General features: G+C 70.1%; 19 protein-coding genes. 11 read left to right on the top strand and 8 right to left on the bottom strand.

The features are described from left to right. Window positions 1-191 precede the first annotated feature (191 nt). The 4 genes from AC0HS0_RS10895 to hpaD all read left to right on the top strand — a co-directional run bounded on the left by AC0HS0_RS10895 (window position 192) and on the right by hpaD (window position 5,033). Window positions 192-1,625: a fumarylacetoacetate hydrolase family protein gene (locus AC0HS0_RS10895; protein WP_472963981.1), complete on the top strand. Its 1,434-nt coding sequence runs from the start codon at window positions 192-194 to the stop codon at window positions 1,623-1,625. Next, a complete protein-coding gene (locus AC0HS0_RS10890) occupies window positions 1,607-2,305 on the top strand; it encodes a GntR family transcriptional regulator (protein ID WP_472963980.1) in 699 nt (232 codons plus the stop codon). Before AC0HS0_RS10895 ends, AC0HS0_RS10890 begins: the two co-directional genes overlap by 19 nt. Window positions 2,306-2,338: 33 nt before the next feature. Continuing rightward, complete coding sequence (gene hpaE / locus AC0HS0_RS10885) at window positions 2,339-3,835, top strand: 5-carboxymethyl-2-hydroxymuconate semialdehyde dehydrogenase (RefSeq protein ID WP_472963978.1); 1,497 nt, start codon at window positions 2,339-2,341, stop codon at window positions 3,833-3,835. A 64-nt stretch (window positions 3,836-3,899) separates the two neighbouring features. Further along, entirely contained in the window at window positions 3,900-5,033 is a 1,134-nt protein-coding gene (gene hpaD, locus AC0HS0_RS10880) for a 3,4-dihydroxyphenylacetate 2,3-dioxygenase (protein ID WP_472963976.1), read from the top strand. A gap of 19 nt (window positions 5,034-5,052) precedes the next feature. On the opposite strand, the gene AC0HS0_RS10875 is transcribed toward hpaD, so the two are convergent. Further along, window positions 5,053-5,952 carry an alpha/beta fold hydrolase gene (locus AC0HS0_RS10875; RefSeq protein WP_472963975.1) on the bottom strand — a complete coding sequence of 300 codons (900 nt, stop codon included), beginning with the start codon at window positions 5,950-5,952 and terminating at the stop codon, window positions 5,053-5,055. A gap of 81 nt (window positions 5,953-6,033) precedes the next feature. Here AC0HS0_RS10875 and AC0HS0_RS10870 point away from each other — a divergent pair, with 81 nt between their 5' ends. From AC0HS0_RS10870 to AC0HS0_RS10860, 3 genes are all read left to right on the top strand, one after another. Continuing rightward, window positions 6,034-6,792, top strand: coding sequence for a hypothetical protein (locus tag AC0HS0_RS10870; protein WP_472963973.1), 759 nt, complete (start codon window positions 6,034-6,036; stop codon window positions 6,790-6,792). Between the two features lie 57 nt (window positions 6,793-6,849). Further along, window positions 6,850-7,734: an ROK family protein gene (locus tag AC0HS0_RS10865; protein ID WP_472963972.1), complete on the top strand. Its 885-nt coding sequence runs from the start codon at window positions 6,850-6,852 to the stop codon at window positions 7,732-7,734. Between the two features lie 116 nt (window positions 7,735-7,850). After that, on the top strand, window positions 7,851-8,123 hold the full coding sequence (locus AC0HS0_RS10860) for a hypothetical protein (RefSeq protein WP_472963971.1): 273 nt from the start codon (window positions 7,851-7,853) through the stop codon (window positions 8,121-8,123). Between the two features lie 158 nt (window positions 8,124-8,281). Here the strand turns inward: AC0HS0_RS10860 and AC0HS0_RS10855 are convergent, their stop codons facing one another. Beyond that, on the bottom strand, window positions 8,282-10,243 hold the full coding sequence (locus AC0HS0_RS10855; RefSeq protein WP_472963970.1) for a potassium transporter Kup: 1,962 nt from the start codon (window positions 10,241-10,243) through the stop codon (window positions 8,282-8,284). A 149-nt stretch (window positions 10,244-10,392) separates the two neighbouring features. Here AC0HS0_RS10855 and AC0HS0_RS10850 point away from each other — a divergent pair, with 149 nt between their 5' ends. Further along, the gene (locus AC0HS0_RS10850; RefSeq protein ID WP_472963969.1) at window positions 10,393-11,541 is read left to right on the top strand and encodes an acyltransferase family protein; all 1,149 of its coding nucleotides are present in this window, start codon (window positions 10,393-10,395) and stop codon (window positions 11,539-11,541) included. Here the strand turns inward: AC0HS0_RS10850 and AC0HS0_RS10845 are convergent. Next, on the bottom strand, window positions 11,492-13,120 hold the full coding sequence (locus tag AC0HS0_RS10845; RefSeq protein ID WP_472963968.1) for an amidohydrolase: 1,629 nt from the start codon (window positions 13,118-13,120) through the stop codon (window positions 11,492-11,494). The two genes, AC0HS0_RS10850 and AC0HS0_RS10845, sit on opposite strands and share 50 nt — an antisense overlap. Next, a complete protein-coding gene (locus AC0HS0_RS10840) occupies window positions 13,117-14,556 on the bottom strand; it encodes a purine-cytosine permease family protein (protein ID WP_472963966.1) in 1,440 nt (479 codons plus the stop codon). Before AC0HS0_RS10840 ends, AC0HS0_RS10845 begins: the two co-directional genes overlap by 4 nt. A gap of 122 nt (window positions 14,557-14,678) precedes the next feature. On the opposite strand from AC0HS0_RS10840, the gene AC0HS0_RS10835 reads away from it, so the two are divergent. Then, on the top strand, window positions 14,679-15,698 hold the full coding sequence (locus AC0HS0_RS10835) for a LacI family DNA-binding transcriptional regulator (RefSeq protein WP_472963964.1): 1,020 nt from the start codon (window positions 14,679-14,681) through the stop codon (window positions 15,696-15,698). Between the two features lie 70 nt (window positions 15,699-15,768). On the opposite strand, the gene AC0HS0_RS10830 is transcribed toward AC0HS0_RS10835, so the two are convergent. Beyond that, complete coding sequence (locus AC0HS0_RS10830; RefSeq protein ID WP_472963963.1) at window positions 15,769-17,073, bottom strand: MinD/ParA family ATP-binding protein; 1,305 nt, start codon at window positions 17,071-17,073, stop codon at window positions 15,769-15,771. A 156-nt stretch (window positions 17,074-17,229) separates the two neighbouring features. Here AC0HS0_RS10830 and AC0HS0_RS10825 point away from each other — a divergent pair, with 156 nt between their 5' ends. Continuing rightward, the gene (locus AC0HS0_RS10825) at window positions 17,230-17,505 is read left to right on the top strand and encodes a three-helix bundle dimerization domain-containing protein (RefSeq protein ID WP_472963962.1); all 276 of its coding nucleotides are present in this window, start codon (window positions 17,230-17,232) and stop codon (window positions 17,503-17,505) included. Between the two features lie 101 nt (window positions 17,506-17,606). On the opposite strand, the gene AC0HS0_RS10820 is transcribed toward AC0HS0_RS10825, so the two are convergent. Further along, a complete protein-coding gene (locus AC0HS0_RS10820) occupies window positions 17,607-19,127 on the bottom strand; it encodes an MFS transporter (protein WP_472963960.1) in 1,521 nt (506 codons plus the stop codon). Window positions 19,128-19,256: 129 nt separating this feature from the next. Here AC0HS0_RS10820 and AC0HS0_RS10815 point away from each other — a divergent pair, with 129 nt between their 5' ends. Then, entirely contained in the window at window positions 19,257-19,877 is a 621-nt protein-coding gene (locus AC0HS0_RS10815; RefSeq protein WP_472963959.1) for a TetR/AcrR family transcriptional regulator, read from the top strand. Between the two features lie 243 nt (window positions 19,878-20,120). Here the strand turns inward: AC0HS0_RS10815 and AC0HS0_RS10810 are convergent, their stop codons facing one another. Both AC0HS0_RS10810 and AC0HS0_RS10805 read right to left on the bottom strand, forming a co-directional pair. Continuing rightward, window positions 20,121-20,594: a DUF805 domain-containing protein gene (locus tag AC0HS0_RS10810; protein ID WP_472963958.1), complete on the bottom strand. Its 474-nt coding sequence runs from the start codon at window positions 20,592-20,594 to the stop codon at window positions 20,121-20,123. 108 nt (window positions 20,595-20,702) lie between these two features. Next, window positions 20,703-22,322, bottom strand: a 1,620-nt coding sequence (locus AC0HS0_RS10805) for an MGH1-like glycoside hydrolase domain-containing protein (RefSeq protein ID WP_472963956.1), incomplete at its 5' end; no start/stop codon positions are given.

Genomic DNA, 22,322 nt, shown 5'->3' with positions numbered 1-22,322 from the left:
CTCGCCGCGCGGCCGGCAACTCCGGAGTTGGGAGGCCGCAGAGCCGCGATCTCCGGAGTTGCGGACATCCGCACGGCGTGGCGAGCGGAGTCTCCGGAATTACCGCCCGCCCCACCTTGCCCCACCCTCCATAGATCGTATACAATCGCAGATACGTTCCACTCATCCCCGACGACGAGGAGTCTCCACCCGTGAGCGACATCGGCCGGCCAGGCAAGATCATCGCGGTGCACCTGAACTACCGCTCGCGTGCCGCGCAGCGCGGCCGTACCCCTGCGCAGCCGTCGTACTTCTTCAAGCCGGCCTCGTCGGTCGCCGCGACCGGCGGCGAGCTGGAGCGCCCCGCCGGCACCGAGCTGCTCGCCTTCGAGGGCGAGGTCGCCCTCATCATCGGCCGGCCCACTCGCCGGGTCACCCCGGAGGAGGGCTGGGCCGCCGTCTCGGGCGTCACCGCGGCCAACGACTTCGGCCTCTACGACCTGCGGGCCGCCGACCGCGGCTCCAACGTCCGCTCGAAGGGCGGCGACGGCTTCACCCCGCTCGGGCCGGAGGTCATCCCCGCCGCGTCCGTCGCGCCCGACGCCCTGCGGGTGCGCACCTGGCTGAACGGCGAGCTGGTGCAGGAGGGAACGACAGACGACCTGCTGTTCCCGTTCGGCCGGCTGGTCGCCGACCTCTCGCAGCTGATGACGCTGGAGCCGGGCGACGTCATCCTCACCGGCACCCCGGCCGGCTCGTCGGTCACGCAGCCCGGCGATGTGGTCGAGGTGGAGGTCGACGCGCCGACCGCTGACGGCGCACCGACCTCCGGCCGCCTGGTCACCCGCATCACCGACGGCAGCGTCGCGTTCGGCGACTTCGGGTCGAAGCCGAGCGTGGATGACGTGCAGCGCAGTGAAGCCTGGGGCACGCCTCCCGCCCCCGCCTTCGTTCTGACCACTGAGCTGAGAGAAAAGCTCGCCTCCGTCGCCACCGCCACGCTCAGCTCCCAGCTGCGCAAGCGCGGCCTGAACAACGTGAGCATCGACGGCCTGACCTCCACCCACCCCGACACGAAGGTGGTCGGCACCGCGCGCACGCTGCGTTTCGTGCCGAGCCGGGAGGACCTCTTCGCCAGCCACGGCGGCGGCTACAACGCCCAGAAGCGCGCGTTCGACGCCGTCGGCGCGGGCGAGGTGCTCGTCATCGAGGCCAGAGGCGAGCGCGGCAGCGGCACCGTCGGTGACGTGCTCGCGCTGCGCGCGCAGGTCAACGGCGCCGCGGGGATCGTCACCGACGGCGGTGTGCGCGACCTCGCGGTCGTGGCCGCCCTCGACATCCCGACGTACTCGGCCGGCCCGCACCCCGCGGTGCTCGGCCGCAAGCACGTTCCGTGGGACGCCGACCTCACGATCGCCTGCGGCGGAGCCACGGTGCAGCCCGGCGACGTGATCGTGGGCGACGCCGACGGTCTGCTCGTCATCCCGCCCTCCCTCGTCGAGGAGGTCGTGGCCGACGCGATCGAGCAGGAGCGCGAGGAGGAGTTCATCGCCGAGATGGTCGCCTCCGGCGAGAAGGTCGACGGCCTGTTCCCGATGAACGCCGCCTGGAAGGAGAGGTACGCCGCATGGCTGACACAGCGCTGAAAACGGTCGCGCCCAGCAAGTCGCAGCTCGCCTACGAGTTCATCCGCGAGCGGATCGAGGACGGCCGGTACGTCTCCGGCTACCGGCTGGTGCTCGGGTCGATCGCCGGCGAGCTCGGCATCAGCGTCGTCCCCGTGCGCGAGGCGATCCGGCGGCTGGAGGCCGAAGGGCTGGTGACGTTCGAGAAGAACGTCGGTGCGCAGGTCGCCTTCCTGCACCCCACCGAGTACACGTACACGATGGAGACGCTCGCGCTGGTGGAGGGCGCCGCCACCCAGCTGTCCGCCTCGCGCCTCACCGCCGAGCACCTCCGCCGTGCGCGCCAGGTGAATGACTCGATGATCGCGAGCCTCGACGGCTTCGACCCGCACCGCTTCACGCAGCTCAACCAGGAGTTCCACTCCGTGCTGTTCGAGGAGTGCCCGAACCCGCACATCCTCGACCTCGTGCACCGCGGCTGGAACCGTCTCGCCGTCCTCCGCGACTCGGTCTTCAGCTTCGTGCCTGGCCGCGCCCGCGAGTCGGTCGCCGAGCACGAGCAGATCGTCGCCCTGATCGAGTCGGGCGCCGAGCCGCTCGAGATCGAGCTCGCCGCGCGCCGGCACCGGCTCGCCACCCTGGATGCCTTCCACGCGTATCAGCGCAGTCACGCGTACCCGGACGAGCACGCCGACCACTGACCTCATCCCCGCACAGCGATAAGGAGCCCGCGCATGGCGCAGCACTACGTTCCCGAGAACCTCCCGACGACCATCCAGCACTTCATCGACGGGACGTTCGTCGACAGCGTCTCCGGCACGACTTTCGACGTGCTCGATCCGGTGTCGAACCAGACCTACGTCCAGGCCGCCGCCGGTCAGAAGGAGGACATCGACCTCGCCGTCGCCGCCGCCACCCGCGCGTTCAAGGAGGGCCCGTGGCCGCGGATGAAGCCGCGCGAACGCGCCCGCGTCCTGAACCGCATCGCCGACGCGGTGGAGGCGCAGGACGCCCGGCTGGCCGAGCTCGAGACCTTCGACACCGGCCTCCCGATCACGCAGGCGCTCGGCCAGGCGCGTCGCGCGGCGGAGAACTTCCGGTTCTTCGCCGACTTGATCGTCGCGCAGGCCGACGACGCCTACAAGGTGCCGGGCAGCCAGCTCAACTACGTCAACCGCAAGCCGATCGGCGTCGCCGGCCTGATCACGCCGTGGAACACGCCGTTCATGCTGGAGAGCTGGAAGCTCGCGCCGGCGCTCGCGACCGGCAACACGGTCGTGCTCAAGCCTGCCGAGTTCACGCCGTTGTCGGCATCCCTGTGGGCCGAGATCTTCCGCGACGCCGGCGTGCCCGACGGCGTCTTCAACCTGGTCAACGGCCTGGGCGAGGAGGCGGGCGACGCCCTCGTGAAGCACCCGGACGTGCCGCTGATCTCGTTCACCGGAGAGAGCCGCACCGGCCAGCTCATCTTCGCCAACGCGGCCCCGTACCTCAAGGGCCTGTCGATGGAGCTCGGCGGCAAGTCGCCCGCCGTCGTGTTCGCCGACGCCGACCTCGACGCCGCGATCGACTCGACGCTGTTCGGCGTCTTCTCGCTGAACGGCGAGCGCTGCACCGCAGGGTCGCGCATCCTCGTCGAGCGCGCGATCTACGACGAGTTCTGCGAGCGTTACGCCGCGCGCGCGAAGAACATCATCGTCGGCGACCCGCACGATCCGAAGACCGAGGTGGGCGCGCTCGTTCACCCTGAGCACTTCGAGAAGGTCATGAGCTACGTCGAGATCGGCAAGGGCGAGGGCCGTCTGCTCGCCGGCGGCGGTCGGCCGGAGGGGCTGGAGCACGGCAACTACGTCGCGCCGACGGTCTTCGCCGACGTGAAGCCCGAGGCGCGGATCTTCCAGGAGGAGATCTTCGGCCCGGTCGTCGCGATCACCCCGTTCGACTCCGACGAGGAGGCCCTGGAGCTCGCCAACGGCGTGCGCTACGGCCTCGCCGCCTACCTGTGGACGAACGACCTGGAGCGCGCGCACACCTTCGCCCAGAACGTGGAGGCCGGGATGGTGTGGCTCAACTCGCACAACGTCCGCGACCTCCGCACCCCGTTCGGCGGCGTGAAGGCGTCCGGCCTCGGCCACGAGGGCGGCTACCGCTCGATCGACTTCTACACCGACCAGCAGGCAGTGCACATCACGCTCGGGGCGGTGCACACCGCCCGGTTCGGCGCGAACTGACCGCCCGCATCCACCCAGACCGCACTCGACCCCAGACCGCACTCGACGAAGAGGAAGCAGCACCATGAGCATCACCCCCGACGGCCCGGAGCCCGTGGTCGGCCCGACCGACCCGATCCCGGCGCCGACGAACGTCATCCCGACCCCGAAGGCCACCCCGCCCGACATCGTGCGCTGCGCGTACATGGAGATCGTGGTCACCGACCTCGCGGCCAGCCGCGAGTTCTACGTGAACGTGCTCGACCTGGTCGTGACCGAGGAGGACGAGAACGCCGTCTACCTGCGGAGCTTCGAGGAGTTCATCCACCACAACCTGGTGCTCCGCAAGGGACCGATCGCCGCCGTGGCCGCGTTCGCCTACCGGGTGCGCACGCCGCAGGACCTCGACCGCGCCGTGGAGTTCTACACCGAGCTCGGCTGCCGCGTCGAGCGTCGCGCCGAGGGCTTCACGAAGGGCGTCGGCGACAGCGTGCGCGTGGGGGACCCGCTGGGCTTCCCGTACGAGTTCTTCTACGAGGTCGAGCACGTCGAGCGTCTCGCCTGGCGCTACGACCTGTACACCCCGGGCGCCCTCGTGCGGCTCGACCACTTCAACCAGGTCACGCCCGACGTGCCGCGCGCGGTGAAGTACATGGAGGACCTCGGCTTCCGGGTCACCGAAGACATCCAGGACGCGGAGGGCACCACCTACGCCGCGTGGATGCGCCGCAAGCCGACCGTGCACGACACCGCCATGACCGGAGGCGACGGCCCGCGCATGCACCACGTCGCGTTCGCCACGCACGAGAAGCACAACATCATCGCCATCTGCGACAAGCTCGGCGCCCTCCGCATGAGCGACGTCATCGAGCGCGGCCCCGGCCGCCACGGCGTCTCCAACGCGTTCTACCTGTACGTGCGCGACCCCGACGGCCACCGCGTCGAGATCTACACGCAGGACTACTACACGGGCGACCCGGACAATCCGGTCGTCACCTGGGACGTGCACGACAACCAGCGCCGCGACTGGTGGGGCAATCCGGTCGTGCCCTCCTGGTACACCGACGCCTCCCTCGTGCTCGACCTCGACGGCAACCCGCAGCCGCTCACCACGCGCACCGACGACTCCGAGATGGAGGTCACCATCGGCGCCGACGGCTTCTCGTACACCCGCAAGGACGACGAGGCCAAGGGCTTCAAGCTCGGCGCGCAGGTCTGACGCCGCGCGTGCCCCTCGATCACTCGCGGGTGGTGGGGAGGTGCCGGCTGCGGTGGATCTCGAAGGAACGCTGGGACGGGGATGCGCCCTCCACGATCGGGCGGTCGGCCATGAAGCGCTTGATCAGCGGGGCGAGCTCGTCGGGCTCGCTGAAGTTGATGGCGTGCGCCGCGCCCTCGAGGCGGACGATCACGACGTGGTTGTCCGTCTCGGCCGCGAGCTGGCGCACGCGCTCGGGGTCGGGCATCAGCGGGTCGCGGTCGCCGATCACCACCAGCGTCGGAACGCTCAGCTCCAGCAGCCGCTCGAGCGACGGGTAGTTCGTGAGCGCGTCGAACATGATGACCGTGCTCGCGACGCCGAACCGGAGGTAGTCGGGCAGCGCGACCCGGACCATCCGCACCGGCTCGCGGCCGCCGTCCTTGGCGAGCTGCATCACTGCCCGCGTCATCGGACGGTTGTACGCGCCGCCCGCCGGCGACACCAGCACGGCCCGGTCGATGCGGTCGGGGTAGTGGTGCGCGAACTCGAGGATCACCGGGCAACCCATCGAGTTGCCGACGAGCGTCGCCTTCTCGATCCCGCGGTCGTCGAGGAACCGCACGGCCGCGTGCGCGAGGTCGGGCACGTCGAGCCCGCGCGGCGAGCCTCCGCTGCGCCCGAAGCCCGGGAGGTCGGGGACGAGTGTGTGGAACGTGTCGGCCAGCCGCTCGGCGGTCGGCAGCAGGTAGCGGCCGGAGAGCCCGAACCCGTGCACGTGCATCATGGTCGGCGCCCCGGGCGGGCCGGAGGCCTCCCGGTAGAAGACATCGAGGCCGTCGATCCGCGTCCAGTGCTCCGACAGGCTCGACGCCGGTCGGCGCGGGAGCCGCCGCGGTTTCGCCGCACCCTCGTCGGCGCTCGTGTGCCCAGCACTCATGTGCACAGGATGCTCTGCACGCGTGCCCCCGGCAATGCCCGGCTTCGGCCGCGCGCCGTGTCGCAGTGGCATGCTGGGCGCATGACCGAGACCATCGACGACGTCGTCGTCACCGAAGGGCCGGCGACGAGCCGCGAGCGTCTCTACTCCTGGCTGCTGAACCATCTCGCCACGTTCCCCGGGCGCGTGACGGCCGTCACCTTCGCCGCCGGAGTGGTCGTGACCGGTGCCGTCACGCTCGTGGACGGCGACTGGAGCGCGGTCACCATCGTCTCCCTGCTGGCCACGTTGTGGGCCCTGTTCTTCGCGGTGATGATCTACCTGCTGACGGCCAAGGACACCGATCGCGTGCTGGAGCAGATCTCCGACCTCCACGAACAGTTGTCGACGGCGCTGGCGTCGCCGGACGAGGAGGCGGGAGCGGAGGAGCAGACCGCGGAGGGGCCGCCGAGCGAGGCCGCGCCCGCGGAGCCTGCGCCCACCGGACCCCGCACCGGGGTCCGTCGCCCGCCCCCGCCGCGCCCCGACCGCGAGCGCCAGCGCGCGCAGGCCGAGGCCCGTCGCCCGACCGTGCTCACGGGCGACGAGATCGCCACCGGCGTCCCGGCCGACCTGCTCGCGGCCTGGAGGTCCGCCACCGGCGGCAGCACCGCAGATCTCGTCAAGGCGTGGTCGCGCGACCGCGACAGCCGTCGGCAGTGGGTGTTCGAGACCGCCGGGCACGAACGCTGGCTCGTGTTCGCCAAGCGCGGTGCGGAGGTCGGCGTCATGTCCCTCGACCACCTCCCCGACGCCGCTACGATCCGCCGAGGATTCCAGCGCCGCTCGCACGTCGACTAGCGTTCTCTGAGGGGCGTGCGCGTACGCCCCGGAGGATCACATGAGGAAGGTGCGTCGATGATCGCAGGGATCGAGACCGGCGGGACGAAGATCGTCTGCGGTGTCGCCGAACGGGACAGCCTGACCGAGCCCACGTCCGTCCGGCGGTTCCCGACGACGACGCCGGAGGAGACCCTGGGCCGCATCGCCGACTTCCTGGCGGAGGTCGGGCCGGTGGAGGCCGTCGGCGTCGCCTCGTTCGGTCCCGCCGACGCCGACCCCGCGTCTTCGCACTACGGGTATGTGACCTCCACCCCCAAGCCGGGCTGGGTGGACACCGACGTGCTCGGCGCCGTGCGCGCGGCCGCGAACGCCCCCGCCGTCTTCGTCAGCGACGTCACCGGCGCCGCGATCGGCGAGTCGCGCGCCGGAGCCGGCCGCGGCGCACGCAACGTGGGCTACGCCACGATCGGCACCGGCGTCGGCGTCGGCCTCGTGGTGGACGGCCGCCCGGTCGCCGGCAACGGCTGGCCCGAACTCGGCCACCTGCTGATCCGCCGTCACCCGGCCGACCGGTTCGAGGGGCACTGCCCGTACCACGGCGACTGCCTCGAGGGGCTCACCGCCGGTCCCGCCGTGAAGGCCCGGTGGGGCGTCGACGCGTCGTCCTTCCCGGCCGACGAGAAGGACGAGCGATTCGACATCCTCGCCTACTACATCGCCCAGCTGGCCTGGACGACGGTGCTGACGCTGGGCCTCGACAAACTCGTGCTCGGCGGCGGCGTGATGCTCGCGCCCGGGCTCCTCGAGCGCACCTGGCCGGCTTTGACCTCCATCGCGGGAGGCTACGGGCCGCCCCAGGTCGCGACCGGCGACCCGCGCGACCTCCTCGTGGCCCCGGGGCTGGAGGGCACGTCGGGACTGGTCGGGGCGCTCAGCCTGGCCGCCGACCTCGTGTCGTGAGCGGGCTCTGAAGACGACGCCTGGCTGAAGACCCTCAACGATTTGGGGGCTCAGCGTCAGCGTACTGTCGGCCGGCGGCCAGCGGTTTCACCGCCTGGCCGACTTAGCCTCCCGGTATGGCCCGCTCCATCTCCTCTCTGGCGCGGCCGACCGCACCGGCCGGCCGGCAGCCCCACGCCGAGCTGTTCCACTCGGCGAGCGACGACACCGTGATCGCGGTGGCGTGCCTCTGCCTGATCGGCCGCACGCACTCGCACGAGGAGTGGCGCCCGGAGTTCGACGCCGACAGGCCCGCGATGCTGCCGCGGGTCTCGATCGTGCCCTCCGCCGCCGTCACGGGCGCGCCAACTCCGGAAGTCTCGTCCGACACGCCGCTGCGGAGTCCGTAATTCCGGATGGAGCGGCCTAGAAGAGGCCGATCTCCGGAATTACGCGCTGCTGCTCGACGTGTCCGTAACTCCGGAGATCTCTGACGATGTGACGCGGATCTCCGGAGTTAAGGACCGACGCGCCGCTCGGCACGCCGGGCCTCCGGAGTTGCCGACAGCTAGATCTCGACGTCGCTGCCCATGGTCACCGTGCGGAGGGCGGGGAGGGCGAAGCGGGCGGCCGGGTCGGCCGCGTTGTGGGCCAGCGCCACGAACAGGCTGCGACGCCACGGCACCATGCCGTGCTGGCGGGTGACGCGGATCGCACCGCGGGAGATGAAGTACGACGCCTTCTTGAAGTTGGCCGAGTCGAGCGGAAGCACTCCGACCCGCACCGCCGACCGCAGTGCGCGCGGGATGTCGGGGTCGTCGGAGAAGCCGAACCGGATGCTCAGGAACTCGATTCCGTCGTCGGCGTAGCCGAGTGCGTCGTAGTCGAACGCCTCCTCGGCCGGCACGTGCGGCACCTGCGCGAAGCTCACCGAGACGATGATCACGTGCTCGTGCAGGATGTGGTTGTGCTTGACGTTCGCCCGCAGGGCCAACGGCACGGTCTCCTTGCTCGGGTGCGGGAAGATCGCGATGCCGGGCACCCGCGGCAGACGCAGGCGCCGCACCTCCTCGATGAAGTCGGCGAGCGAGCCCTCCTTGCGCTTGCGGTCGGCCTGCACCAGCTGCCGCCCGCGGCGCCACGTCGTCATGATCAGGATGACGACGCCGGCGATCAGCAGCGGCACCCAGCCTCCGTTGATGATCTTGGAGAGGTTGCCCGCCAGGAACGAGAGCTCGAGACCGCCGAACGCGACGGCGGCGAGCACGATCTTCCACGGCGCCCAGTGCCAGAGCGGCCGCGCGACGAGAAGCAGCAGCACGGTGTCGACGACCAGCGCACCGGTGACGGAGATGCCGTAGGCCGTCGACAACCGGTCGGACGATCCGAACGACAGCGTCACCGCCATCACGCCGATGAACAGGAGGATGTTGACGGCCGGCATGTAGATCTGGCCGCCCTCCTGCAGGGAGGTCTGCTGGATCTTCAGCGGGGGCAGGAGGCCGAGCTGCACCGCCTGCCGTGACAGCGAGTACGCACCCGAGATGACGGCCTGGCTGGCGATCACGGTCGCTGCGGTCGCCAGGATGACGACAGGGAGGCGCCCCCACTCCGGGATCAGCAGGAAGAACGGGTTGGCCCGCGCGGCCGGGTCGTGCAGCACGAGCGCGGCCTGACCGAGGTAGTTGAGCACCAGCGCGGGGAACACCAGGAAGAACCAGGCCCGGCTGATCGGCGAGCGGCCGAAGTGGCCCATGTCGGCGTAGAGGGCCTCCGCACCGGTGATGACCAGCACGACCGCGCCGAGCGCGACGAAGGAGAGCACGGGGCGGTCGACGATGAAGGCGAAGGCGTACGTCGGCGAGAGGCCGAGCAGCACCGAGGGGAATCGGATGACCATCGCCAGGCCGGCCGCGGCGATGACGACGAACCACAGCACCATGACCGGACCGAAGAGGGCGCCGACCCTCCCGGTGCCGAACCGCTGCACCGCGAAGAGGGCGACGAGGATGACCGCCGCGATCGGGATGACGAGGTGCGATATCGCCGGCACCGTGACGTGGAGGCCTTCCACCGCCGACAGCACACTGATGGCGGGGGTGATGATCGAGTCGCCGTAGAAGAGTGCGACGCCGACGATTCCGATGACCAGGAGTGTCCCGGCCTTGCCGGCCTTGGATGCGTAGAGCCGCTGCGCGAGCGCGGCCAGGGCCATCACACCGCCCTCGCCGTCGTTGTCCGCGCGCATCAGGATCCCGATGTACTTGATCGACACGATGATCGTGACGCTCCAGAAGATCAGCGAGATCACGCCGAACACGTCGTCCTGCTGCGCCCTGACCGCCCCGTTGTCGAGCAGGAAGACCGTCTTCAGCGCGTAGAGGGGGCTGGTGCCGATGTCGCCGAAGACCACACCGAGAGCCGCGAGGGCGGCGGCGTACATGACCCTTTTGCGGCGCTCCGGATGCGTCGGAGCGGGGGTCTCGTCGTCCACGTCTTCGTGCGTGACGGCAGGGTGTTTCTCGTGCACGCGGGACACGCTACCCCGGTTGCTCCCCGGCGCCACTGCATGAGCTGTGCGGCGAACGGACCTGACGGTCTGAGAAAACCCGCAGAAGGCATTCAGATACAAATGTTAGTTTTACATATATGCGCGTTTCGGCTGTATCAGACAATGTGATGTCCGCTGCTGGGCAGCGATCCGATCGGGCGCCGGGCGCGTCGTCGCAGCGTCTGGCCGCCTTGGACTACCTGCGGTTGGTCGCTGCTCTCAGTGTCGTGGGGTACCACTGGTTCTTCTGGGCGCCGGAGCGCGGAGCGATCGAGTCGTGGGGCACCCCGGCGCTGAGAGCTGTCGCCGCGTACGGATTCCTCGGCGTCGACCTGTTCTTCCTCATCAGTGGGTTCGTCATCTTCTGGTCGGCGAACAGCCGCGATGCGCCGTCGTTCGCGGCCGGCCGCGCAACCCGTCTGTATCCGGCATTCTGGGCCGGGGTCCTGCTCACGACGGCGACTCTCGCGATCACAGGGCAGGTGCGATTCCCGGAGGCCGTGCCCCGGGTTCTCGCCAATCTCACGATGATGCCGGCCGCGTTCGGCCAGGCGCAGCTCGACGGCGTGTACTGGACGCTGACGCTCGAGCTCGAGTTCTATGCCGTCGTCTTCCTGTTCCTGCTGGTAGGTCGACGACGGTGGCTGCAGCCGTTCTTCGCCGTCTGGGCGCTCGTGATGCTGTTCATGAACCTCTTCGCCCCCGCTCTGGCGACGATACCGTTGCTCGGCGGCCTGTTCTCGCTGTTCGCCGGAGGCGCGATCATCGCGGCGATCGGCCGCACCGGCTGGACACCGCTGAACTCCATCGGGGTCGCGGCCAGTGTCCTCTCGTCGATCCTCGCGACGATCCACCACACGGAGGCGGGCCAGGACCCGCTGTCGACGGATCCACTCGTCGTCAGCGCCGTGGTCGTGGCTCTGTATGCTCTCGTCTTCTGGCTCACGCAGCCTCGCGCATCCCGCCTACGTCTCCCAGGAAGCAGGCTCGCCGGGGCCCTCACCTACCCGATCTACCTCTGCCACGCCGTATTCGGCTATGCGCTCCTCAACAGCCTCGACATCCCCGGCGACTGGGGCAGGTACGCGGTGGCCTTCGCGATCGTCGTCGCGGTGGCCGCCTGCGTCCACTTCGGAGTCGAGAGGGCTGCCGCGCCGATCTGGCGCCGTCTCTTTCGCCTCCTCCTCGAGGTTCCGCTCGGCCGGCTGACCCGACGGGCGCGTGCGGTCAGAGACGCTCCTTCACCGTCTGCACGATCTCGCCCGCCAGCACGGTGAGCCGCACGGACGCGCCGAGCAGCGCATCCGGGCCGTCGCGGAACGGGTCGGCGTCGATGACCACGAAGTCCGCGGCGGTGCCCGCGCGCAGAACGCCGAGTTCACCGTCCCAGCGAGACGCATAAGCGGCGTCGCGCGTCGCCCGGCGCACGGCGTCGGCGACCGCCATCGCGTTGCCCGGGAGGTTTGCCGGCAGGCTCGGATCGGACGTCGATCGACGCGTCGCGGCGATGTACAGATTCGCGAACGGGCCGTACGGCGCCGTCGGAGCGTCCGTGCCGAGCGCGATGGTGGCGCCGGCGTCCGCGAGCTCGCCCCACGGATACGCGCGCTCGACGCGCGCATCGCCGAGCATCGCCCGCCAGTTCTGCTGGATCGCGGGATCGCTGTGCACCGGCTGCACCGACGCGATCACGCCGAGGCGGGCGAGGCGCGCGGGCGTGGCGGCATCCACGGTCTCGAGGTGCTCGATGCGGTGACGGCGATCGGCGCGCGGTCCGTTGGTCGCCACCGCGACCTCGAGGGCGTCGAGGGCGAGAGCGGAGGCCGCATCGCCGATCGCGTGCAGGGCGACCTGGAGGCCCGCGGCGTCGGCGGTCGTCACCACGGCCGACAGCGAGGGGAGGTCCCACAGTGCATCCGGCTGGGAACCGTCGGCGAACGGTGACCGCATGGCCGCCGTGCAGCTGTCGATCACACCGTCGACGAAGAGCTTGATGCCGGTGACGCGGAGCCAGGGGCCGCGGTGCTCGTCGGCCAGCTCGATCGCGCGGGCGACGCCGGCCAGGTCGCCCTCGGTCGTACCGGTGCGGTTGACCACCCAGTGGGCGGCGACCCGCATCGGCAGGCTGCCTCCGTGCTCGGCCTGAACGGCGGTGAGAGCGCGCAGCTCCGACTCGCGCAGTGCCATGTCGACGGCGGCGGTGACGCCGGCCTCCCGGTAGGTGTCGAAGGCAGCCCGCAGGGCATGTTCGCGCTCGGCATCCGAGACGAGCGCGTCGAGCCGCTCGAGCATGAGCCCGAGCGCGGCATTCTCGACCAGCCAGCCCGTCGCGGCTCCCGCGGCATCCCGCTCGATCCTCCCGCCCAGCGGGTCGGGCGTGTCGTCGTCGATACCCAGTTCGACGAGCGCCGCGCTGTTCACCCACGCCGAGTGCACGTCGTTGGCGTGGAGGTAGACGGGGCGATCGGAGACCACCGCGTCGATCATGTCGCGGTGCGGAGCCCTCCCGCCGAGCGCCGAGAACAGCCAGCTGCGGCCGATCAGGCGGCCGCGGCCGGGGGAGGCGGCTGCGGCCTCCGCCAGCCGCGACTGGATCTCGGCCACGTCCGCGGCGTCCTGCAGATCGACCTGCGTCAGCGACTCCCCGAGGCTGACGAGGTGGGTGTGCGCGTCGACGATGCCGGGGAGGACGACCGCGCCGTCCAGTTCGATGGTCTCGTCGATCGGGAGGGCATCGGCGGTGACCGTGTCGCCGACGTAGGCGATGCGGCCGTCCTCGACGACGATCGACTCGGCCCAGGGGCAGGTGTCCGAGGTGAAGACGGCTCCGCCGCGGTAGTGGATCAGGGTGCTCACAGAGACTCCTTCGACTGGCGCGACGACCGCACCATCACGAGATAGATGACGAACGGCACGATGAGGCCGACCGGCACCGAGAGGTCGATGCTGTTCAGGGCGGCGGCGATCGGGCCGACGAAGACGAGGGTCGCGCTGCACATCAACGAAGCCGCGATGCCGACGAGCACCGCCACGACGCCCGCGACGTGGAAGCCTCCGGCGAACCAGAACCGGCTGCTGCGCGAGTCGTCGGTGAGCGCGGGACCGTCGTAGCGGTTGCGACGCCATAGCATGTCGGCGAGATAGACGCCCATGATCGGCGCGAGGATCGTGACGCCCAGCTGCAGGGCGCTGGAGACGCTGTCGAGGAAGTTCCAGACCAGGAGGGCGAACAGGGTCATGGCGACGCCGACCGTTCCGTCGAGCAGCACCGTGCGCGAGCGGGGGAGCTTGATGCCGACGGCCTGCAGTGCGAGCCCCGAGCTGTAAGCGGTCATGGCGTTGTTGGCGATGGTGCCGACGATGACCGAGATGAGGAAGACCGGGGCGAACCAGGCGGGCAGGAACTTCTCGAGGCCGGCCTCCGGGGAGGTCATGTCGACAGCACTCGCGGCCAGGCTGCCGACGAACGTGGCCAGGATGCCGGGGATGACGAGTCCGAGCGTCGTCCACAGCGCCACGTCGCGAACACGGGTGGACGACGGCAGGTAGCGCGAGAAGTCGGCGCTGTTCGTGTAAGAGAGCGGGGCGGATGCCACGAGCGCGACACCCGCGGCCATCATGGCCACGAGTTCGACGCCGGAGAGGGGCTTCGCGGGCGCGAAGCTCCAGTGCGCGCCGCTGACGACGAAGACCGCCATGCCCGCGAAGATCAGCGCGAGCACGACGGCCAGCGGCTGGTAGAGCCGCATGATCAGGCCATGGCCGTACACGCTGATGACCATGGTGGCCGCGGCGATGACGACGGCGCTGATGGCGATGGTCCAGCCGTTCGAGGGAACGCCGATGCGTCCGAGCAGGCCCACGGCGACAGTGGTCGCTGCAGCCCAGTTGATGGCCAGGTAGCAGACGCTGATCAGCCAGCCGGCGATCGCGACGTTGAAGCGGTTGCCGGTGATGCCGTACATGGCGCGGGTGATGACCTCGCTCGGTGTGCCGGCCGCGGGGCCGGAACCGGCGACGATGCCGGTGATGATCGAGAACACGTTCCCGATCACGATGACGGCGAGGGCCTCCCAGAGGTTGAGGCCCATGACCATCAGGGTGGCCCCGACCACGACGGCGAGGAAGTTGACGTTCGGCGCCGCCCAGACGGCGAACAGGTCGCGGGCGCGGCCGTGACGCTCGGTGTCCGGGATGTAGTCGATGCCGTGCGTCTCGACGCGGGTGGGGCTGTCGATGTCGGTCGTCAGCGTCGACGCCTCCACGGTCTCGATGGGTGGTCTGTCTGACACGGGTCCTCCAGGTCATTCTGCAGAAGCGCTCGGGTGCGCGGAACGTCGTCGTTCGCGTCGGAGGGCACGCTACGGACCCAAAACGATTTGGGCAAGCCGACCACGACGACTAGGATCCGGTCATGGCCCGGCAGCGCTCCACCATCCGCGACGTGGCCCGACGCGCGGGCGTCTCGGTCACGACGGTGTCGCACACGTTCTCCGGCAACGGAGTGGTGAATCCGGCGACCCAGGCGCGCGTGCGGGCAGCCGCGTCCGAGCTCGGCTATCACCCCGATGTCGTGGCGAGCGGACTGCGGCGCAGCCGGCTCGGGGTCGTCGGACTCGTGCTGCGGCCCGCGGTGGGCGAGCACCCGGAGTACGTCAGCGACGTCGACTATTTTCCGCGGTTCGCGGGCGCCGCAGCTCTCACGTGTCTGGAGCACGGCTACGCGCTCATGCTCGTGGCGGACCCGACCGTGCCGGGAGGCCCGGTGACCGCGTACGCGTGCGATGGCATAGTGGTCACCGACCCGGTCGCCGACGACCCGCTGGTCGCGTATCTGCGCTCGAGCCGCACCCCTTACACACTGGTCGGGGCGGACGTGAACGACCCGGATGATCCCCGGGTCGTCGACATCGCGACTCCGGCGATCACCGACCGCGTGCTCGATCATCTCGCGCGATCCGGCGCGACGCGCGTGGCGCTGATCACCGGATACGACCCGATCGAGTGGAACACGGCGACCGAGCAGCGCTACCGCGAGAGGATGCGTGCGTCCGGAGCCCCGGAACTGGTCGTCCACGCGCTCGAGCTCGGCGGAGGCGACGCGGGGATGCAGGCTGCGGACGACCTCCTCGCGCTGCCCGATCGCCCGGACGGCGTGTACTGCCAGACGAGCGACCATGCCCGGGGACTGGTCGACCGGTTCGTGGAGCGCGGAATCCGGGTGCCGGACGATGTCCGCGTCGTCTGCGGATCGGACGCCGACCGCCTCCGGATCATGGAACCGACCATCACCGCGGTGGACTTGCAGCCGGAGGCGCTGGGCCGGCAGGCGGCCGCGGCGCTGCTGCGGCAACTGGAGCCGGGTCTCGACCTCTCACTGCCGGAGCCCGACCACGGTCGGATCATCGCTCGTCGCTCCACATACTCGCAGTGAAGGATTCGTCACGAATGTCGACATTCGTGGCACGAATGTGGGGATTCGTGGCGAATGTGCGGCGAAGAGGTCAGAGGCCCTCGGCGACCGCGGCGGCGGCGTGCAGCCACGCGCGGCGGGTGCGCGGCGCGAGGGTGTCGAACGCCAGGCGACCGCCGTGCATCTCGGGGTCGAACGGAATGGTGACCGCCCGGCGAGCGAGCGGCTCGAAGCCCGCGGCGACGCGGCGCACATCGGAGGCCGGCCCGGTGCGCTCGGACTGCGACACGATGACGACGGCGTCGCGCGCCAGCCGCGCCGAGTTGGCGTCGCGCTGCAGCAATGCCTCCAGCAGCAGCGCCCCCGCCTCGGCGTGCTCGCCGAGCGCAGTGGTCGCGATCACGAGCTGGTCGGTGTGGTCGATCATCCGCAGCCAGCGCTCCGCCGACTCGTCGTTACCGCTGTCGATGAAGACGAGCCGGTAGAACTTCGTCGCCACCGTGTGGAGGACGTCGAAGTCGCCGGACGAGATCCGCTGCTCGGTCGCGAGCATCGTCGGGTTCGAGCGCAGCACGTCGTACTTGTCGGCGTTCTGGTGGTGTACGAAGTGCCCGATGTCCGCCGTGCGCGCCTCCGCCGCCAGCAGCGAGTCGGTCGCGGGGAGCAGCGACTGCACGGTGGCGTCGTGATCGTCTTGCTCGGTGCGCCAGCCGAGCGTGCCGCGGGTCTCGTTGTTGTCCCAGGCGAGCACGCCGGAACCACCGCTACGGGCGAAGACCGCCGACAGCAGTGCCGTCGTCGGCGTCTTGTTGGCGCCTCCCTTGCCGTTGACGATCGCGATGGTGCGGGGGCCGGCCCAGTGCCGGCTGACGGCGTCGAGCTCTGCGCGCTCGCGCAGCTCGGCCGCCGACGGCTCGAGAGGGATGCCGGCGCGCGCCAGCGCACCGCGTACACCGCGTCGCGCGCGGTCGGGGCGCGGCTTCTCCACGTAGAGGAAGGACTCGCGCTCGGGCGCCGTCCGGGGGAGGAGGTCGACCGGCGGGGGCGCAGACGACTCGACGGGAGTGAGCATCGCGGCGAACCCACCCGCCGACGGCGATCCTGCCGCAGCGGTCGGGGCGGCCTCGACCTCGGGAGGCAGCTCCTCCTCGTCGCCGATCGTTCCGTCGGGGTGCACGGCGAGCAGCCAGTCGCCCTCCTCGTCGGACACCATGAGTTGCACCGGGTGCCCGGCAGACGCGGCGATCTCGCCGACCCGGCTCAGGACGACCTCCCGCAGTCGTTGCGTGCTCTCTTCGGCGAACCACTCGGGCGCGCCGTCGATCGTGAGCTCCCCGGTCGCGTCCGCGCTGAAGCGGGCACTGAGGTGCGGGGACACCGGCAGGTTGAGGGCCACGGGACTCCTTCCGGGTCCGCGCAGCGAGACGTACGCAGACCGACCGTGGACGGTAGACCCCTCCGCCGCGGGCGTCCAGTGCCGTTCAGCGGTTTGCCAGGACCTCGCGGCGGCGGCCCCTTTGCGATCTGCGGAGAGGGGGGCACAATCGGCGGCATGGACGAGCCGACCCCCAGCAACGACGCTCCAGAGACCGACCCCGCCAAGCGCACTCAGGGTGATGGCCTGAGCGACCGCACCGTCGCGCTCGAGCACGCCGCCGAGCGGCTGAGCGCCCGCTTCCCGGAGGTTCCCCGCGAAGACATCGACCGCCTCGTGGAGGAGCGGAGCGAGGAGTACGACGATGCTCCGGTGAAGGACTTCGTGCCCGTGCTGGTCGAGCACGAGGTGAAGTCCGAGCTGCGCGAGGGCGCGGCCTCCGAGGGCGAGTAGCTCAGCGGGTCTGCGCGCGTGCCTCTCGCCGAGGGGCACGCAAACGCCCCTAAAACTCGGTTTTAGGGGCGTTTACGTGCCCTTCGGCGGTGTTCGGCGGCTTAGTGCGCGGCCACGGGCTCCGCGTCGGCGGGGGCGGGATCGGGGGCCGCGGTGGTCGGCTTGCGGCGCCGGTAGAGCAGCGCCGAGAGCACCGCGCCGAAGGCGAAGAGGCCTGCGCTGAACCAGTAGGCGGTCGAGTAGCTGTGCACCGCCGCCTCCTGGAGCACGTGCGGCGTCGGAGGCAGGTGGCTCGACACGTAGTCGGTCAGCGCCGTCGCCGCGAGCGTGTTGAGGAGGGCCGTGCCGATGGAGCCGCCGACCTGCTGGCTCGTGTTGACGAGCGCGGAGGCGACGCCGGCGAAGTGGCGGTCGACGCCGAGCGTCGCCGTCTGGATCGCCGCGGGCATGATCGAGCCCATGCCGACACCCATCACCATGAGAGCGGGGAGGATCTCGGTGCCGTAGTTGGCGGTCACGCCGAGGCGGGTGAGCAGCAGCATTCCGGAGCCGGCGATCACCATGCCGATCGGCACCATGACCTTCGGGCCGAACCTCGGCACGAAGAAGTTGGTCGAGAACTGCGCGGCGATGACCAGCATCACGATCATCGGCAGGAACGCGAGGCCGGTCTGGATGGGCGAGAACTTCAGGGTCGTCTCGAGGTAATAGGTGACGAACAGGAAGATGCCGAACATCCCGGAGCCGGCGATGAGGATCGAGCTGTAAGAGGCTCCGCGGTTACGGTCCAGCACGATCGGCAGCGGGAGGAGCGGGTGCGTTGCCTTGCGCTGCCAGAGCACGAAAGCGATCAGCAACACGCCGAAGGCGGCGAGGAAGCCCCAGGTCAGCGGCGAATCCCAGCCGTCGCTCTCGGCGTTGGAGAAGCCGTAGACCAGCGAGAACAGCGCACCGGAGGCGAGCACGGTGCCGGGGATGTCGAGCTTCGGGCGCGGGCCGGAGCTGTGCCCCGCCGAGACGAAGACCGCGGCGAGGGCGATCGCGGCGACGGCGATGAAGACGTTGATGTAGAGGTTCCAGCGCCAGTCGAATTGCTCGGTCAGCACGCCGCCGAGCAGGAGGCCGACCGCGCCTCCCGCGCCGGCGATCGCACCGAAGATGCCGAACGCGCGGGCGCGCTCCTTGGGGACGGTGAACGTCGTCGTCAGCACGGCCAGGGCGGTGGGGGCGAGCAGCGCACCGAATGCGCCCTGCAGGGCGCGGGCTCCGACGAGCATGCCGAACGTTCCGGCGGCGCCGCCGAGCGCGGAGGCGCCGGCGAAGCCGATGAGGCCGATGATGAAGGCCCGTTTGCGGCCGATGAGGTCGGAGATGCGGCCGCCGAGCAGCAGGAGGCTGCCGAAGGCGAGCGAGTACGCGGTGACGATCCACTGACGGTCGGCGTTCGAGAAGCCGAGGTCCTGCTGGGCCGCGGGGAGGGCGATGTTCACGACGGTCGAGTCGAGCACGACCATGAGCTGAGCCAGGGCGACGGTGACGAGCGTCCACCAGCGCCGCGAGTGCGGAACCGAGCCGCTGGGGGTCGCCGGCGCGACCGAAGGTACGGGAGAAGTCTGGGTCATGCGGGCCAGCATATACGAAACTAGGCAGTTTCGGATCTACTGAGTTCTAAAATTAACCTTAGAATGGTCGAAGCGACGACACCAGACCCACATAGACATCCAGAGACACGAAACAGGGGGACAGCCGCAATGACGCAGCTCGACACCGACTCCGCGCCGAAGCTCGGCCGCAAACGCGACCACTCCCGCGACGCCGACATCCTCGACGCCGCCCTCGAGGTCCTCGCCGAGACCGGCTACGACCGGATGACCATGGACATGGTCGCCGCACGCGCCAAGGCCGGCAAGGCGACCGTCTACCGGCGCTGGGCCTCCAAGGGCGAGATGGTCGTGGAGGCCGTCGCGTGCATGAAGAAGAACGACATCGACTTCGAGCACCTCCCCGACACCGGCACGCTACGCGGCGACCTGGTAGCGATGATCAAGCCGCACGCCATCGAAGACGGCGAGCGCAAGCTGCAGATCATGGCCGGGCTGACCTCCATGCTCGCGCGCGACCCCGACCTGGTGGACGCGGTGACGGCGGCTATCGTCGAGCCGCGCGCCTCCCTCAACCGGCTCTTCATGCGGCGCGCGATCGAGCGCGGCGAGATCTCCGCCGACACCGACGTCGAGACGCTCGCGATGATCGTGCCGTCGATGACCGCCTACCGGGTGCTCATCCTGCAGCAGCCGGTCGACCGGGAGTATCTGCTGTCGCTCATCGACGGCGTCCTGCTGCCGGCCGTGGGGATCCGGCCGGGCAGCTGAAGCGGGAGATTTCGTCGGGTCGTCCGCAACTCCGGAAGACCGCCTCCTCTCGTCGGCGAAGTCCGGATGAACCGGTCATGGCGGCGCTCCGGCGCCGGATCTCCGGATGAACCAGACTTCGTCGGTCGGTCCGGAGTTCTCAGGTGATCGTGGGCGAAACGCGCGTTCGTACGGAGAACGGGGCCGTGTGGGGGCGGGCTTCCGGAGTTGCGTGCGAGCGCCCGCCGGCCAGACTCGGGCTCCTCAGCGCTGTCGGTCGAACCGCGCGCCCTCCGGCTTGGACGGCAGCAGGCAGAAGACCAGCAGGATGATTCCGCCGACGAACGGGATGAAGCCCAGGAAGAAGAGCGGGCCCGGGAGGTTGGCGTCGTGCAGACGTCGCCAGATCAGCGCGAGGCTCGGCACCAGGATGGCGAGAGCCCAGATGATGTAGACCACGATCAGGATCCAGCCGATCGGCCCGAACACCCGGCCGCCGCCGTCGGTCGTGGCGCCGCCGACGTAGCCGAGCGTGAGCACCAGCACCTCGAAGACGAGACCGATGACGACGGCGAACAGGAACCACCACCAGTACTCGCTGCGGCTGGCCCTCCCGGTGAAGTCGGAATACTTCGCGAAGAAGCGGCGGATGGCGTCACCGAACGAGGCGCCGTACAGCGGCTGCCACAGGGGGACGGCGTCGGGGTTCTGAGGGGCGGGAGGCTGCGGTGCGGTCATGGTGGCGGTCCTTTCGAGCGGTGGCGAAGCGATGGCGGGTTGGTGCGAGGCGGTGCGTCGAGTCGGAGCGGCCACAGTCAACCGTAGATTCGTGACGAATGCCTTGCTCTAGCGGCGGCGCGTCAGGATCAGGTGCGCCACCATGGCGGTCCAGCCGGTCTGGTGGGACGCGCCGAGGCCCTGGCCGGTGTCGCCGTCGAAGTACTCGTAGAAGAAGACGTTGTCCTTCCAGCGCGGGTCGGCCGAGAGCAGCGGGTAGCGGGCGTCGGCCGGGCGGCGGCCGTCGGGGCCCGGGAGGAACAGCGAGATCAGCCGCCGGGAGAGGTCGTCGGCGGCCTCCCCGGGCGTCAGCGCGTTGCCCGACCCGAGCGGGTCCTCGATGCGCACTCCGGTCTCGCCGTGCGACTCGTAGTGCTGCAGGGCGGCGATGAGGAGGGCGTTGAGCGGGAACCATACCGGCCCGCGCCAGTTCGAGTTGCCGCCGAACAGCGGGGAGGTCGACTCCGCCGGCTCGTAGTCGACCGACGCCGCGACGCCGTCGACCTCCACGGTGAACGGGTGCTCGCGGTGGTAGGCGGAGACGCCGCGGATGCCGTGGTCGCTGAGCAGCCCTTGCGAGTTGAAGACCTGCTTGAGGATCCGCGACAGCCGCTCGGGCGAGACGAGCGCGAGCAGGTACACCTGCTCGTCGCCGAACGCGCGCCGGTGGAACGCCGACCCCAGTTCCGGATGCTTCGTCAGGTACTGGTTGAGCACGCGCCGGAACTCTGGGATGGTCCGCACTCCGGGCTCGTCGTAGGCGAGCGAGGCGACCACCGGCACCAGCCCGACCAGCGAGCGCACCTTGAGCGGCACCTCCCGGCCGTCGGCCAGGTGCAGCACGTCGTAGAAGTAGGCGTCCTGGTCGTCCCACATCCCGGAGTTGTTGGCCGATCCCGCGATGCGCAGGAACTGCTCGCCGAACTTCACGGCGACGTCTTCGTAGACGTCGTTGCGGCGCGCCAGCCGGAGCGCGATCTCGAGGAGGTCGAGCGCGTAGCTCGCCATCCATCCGGTCGCATCGGCCTGCTCGAGCGTCCCGACCTCCGGAGGCAGCGTCGACCGGTTGAGCGGGGCGATGTTGTCGAGGCCCATGAAGCCGCCTTCGAAGAGGTCGTCCTCGTCCTTGTCCTTGCTGTTCGTCCACCACGTGTAGTTGATCAGCAGCTTGTGGAGGATGCGGGCGAGGAAGTCGTAATCGGTGCCGCCGTCGATGAGGAACACCTGGATCGCCGCCCACGCGTGCGTCGGCGGGTTGACGTCGGAGAAGTTCCACTCGTACGCGGGCAGCTGGCCGTTGGGATGCATGTACCACTCGCGCAGCAGCAGGATCAGCTGGGCCTTGGCGAAGGCGGGGTCGATGTGCGCCATCGTCACGCAGTGGAACGCCAGGTCCCACGCGGCGAACCACGGGTACTCCCACGGGTCGGGCATGAGGATGACGTCGTCGGCGTCGAAGTGCCGCCACTGCCCGTTGCGCACCGCGCCGCGCCCGGGAGGCGGCGGCGGGCTGCCGGGGTCGCCGTCGAGCCACTTGTCGACATTGAAGTGGAAGTACTGCTTCGACCAGAGGAGGCCGGCGAAGGCCTGGCGCAGCACGCGGGCCTCGTCGGGGTCGGCCGGGGCGTTCGGGAGCGCCGCGTAGAAGGCGTCGGCCTCCGCGGCCCGCTGCTCGACCACGGCGTCGAA

The sequence above is a fragment of the Leifsonia sp. PARNA 1/14 genome, assembly GCF_055720965.1.
The sequence above is the reverse complement of the archived record's forward strand: the minus strand, read 5'-3'. Positions and strand labels throughout refer to the sequence as shown.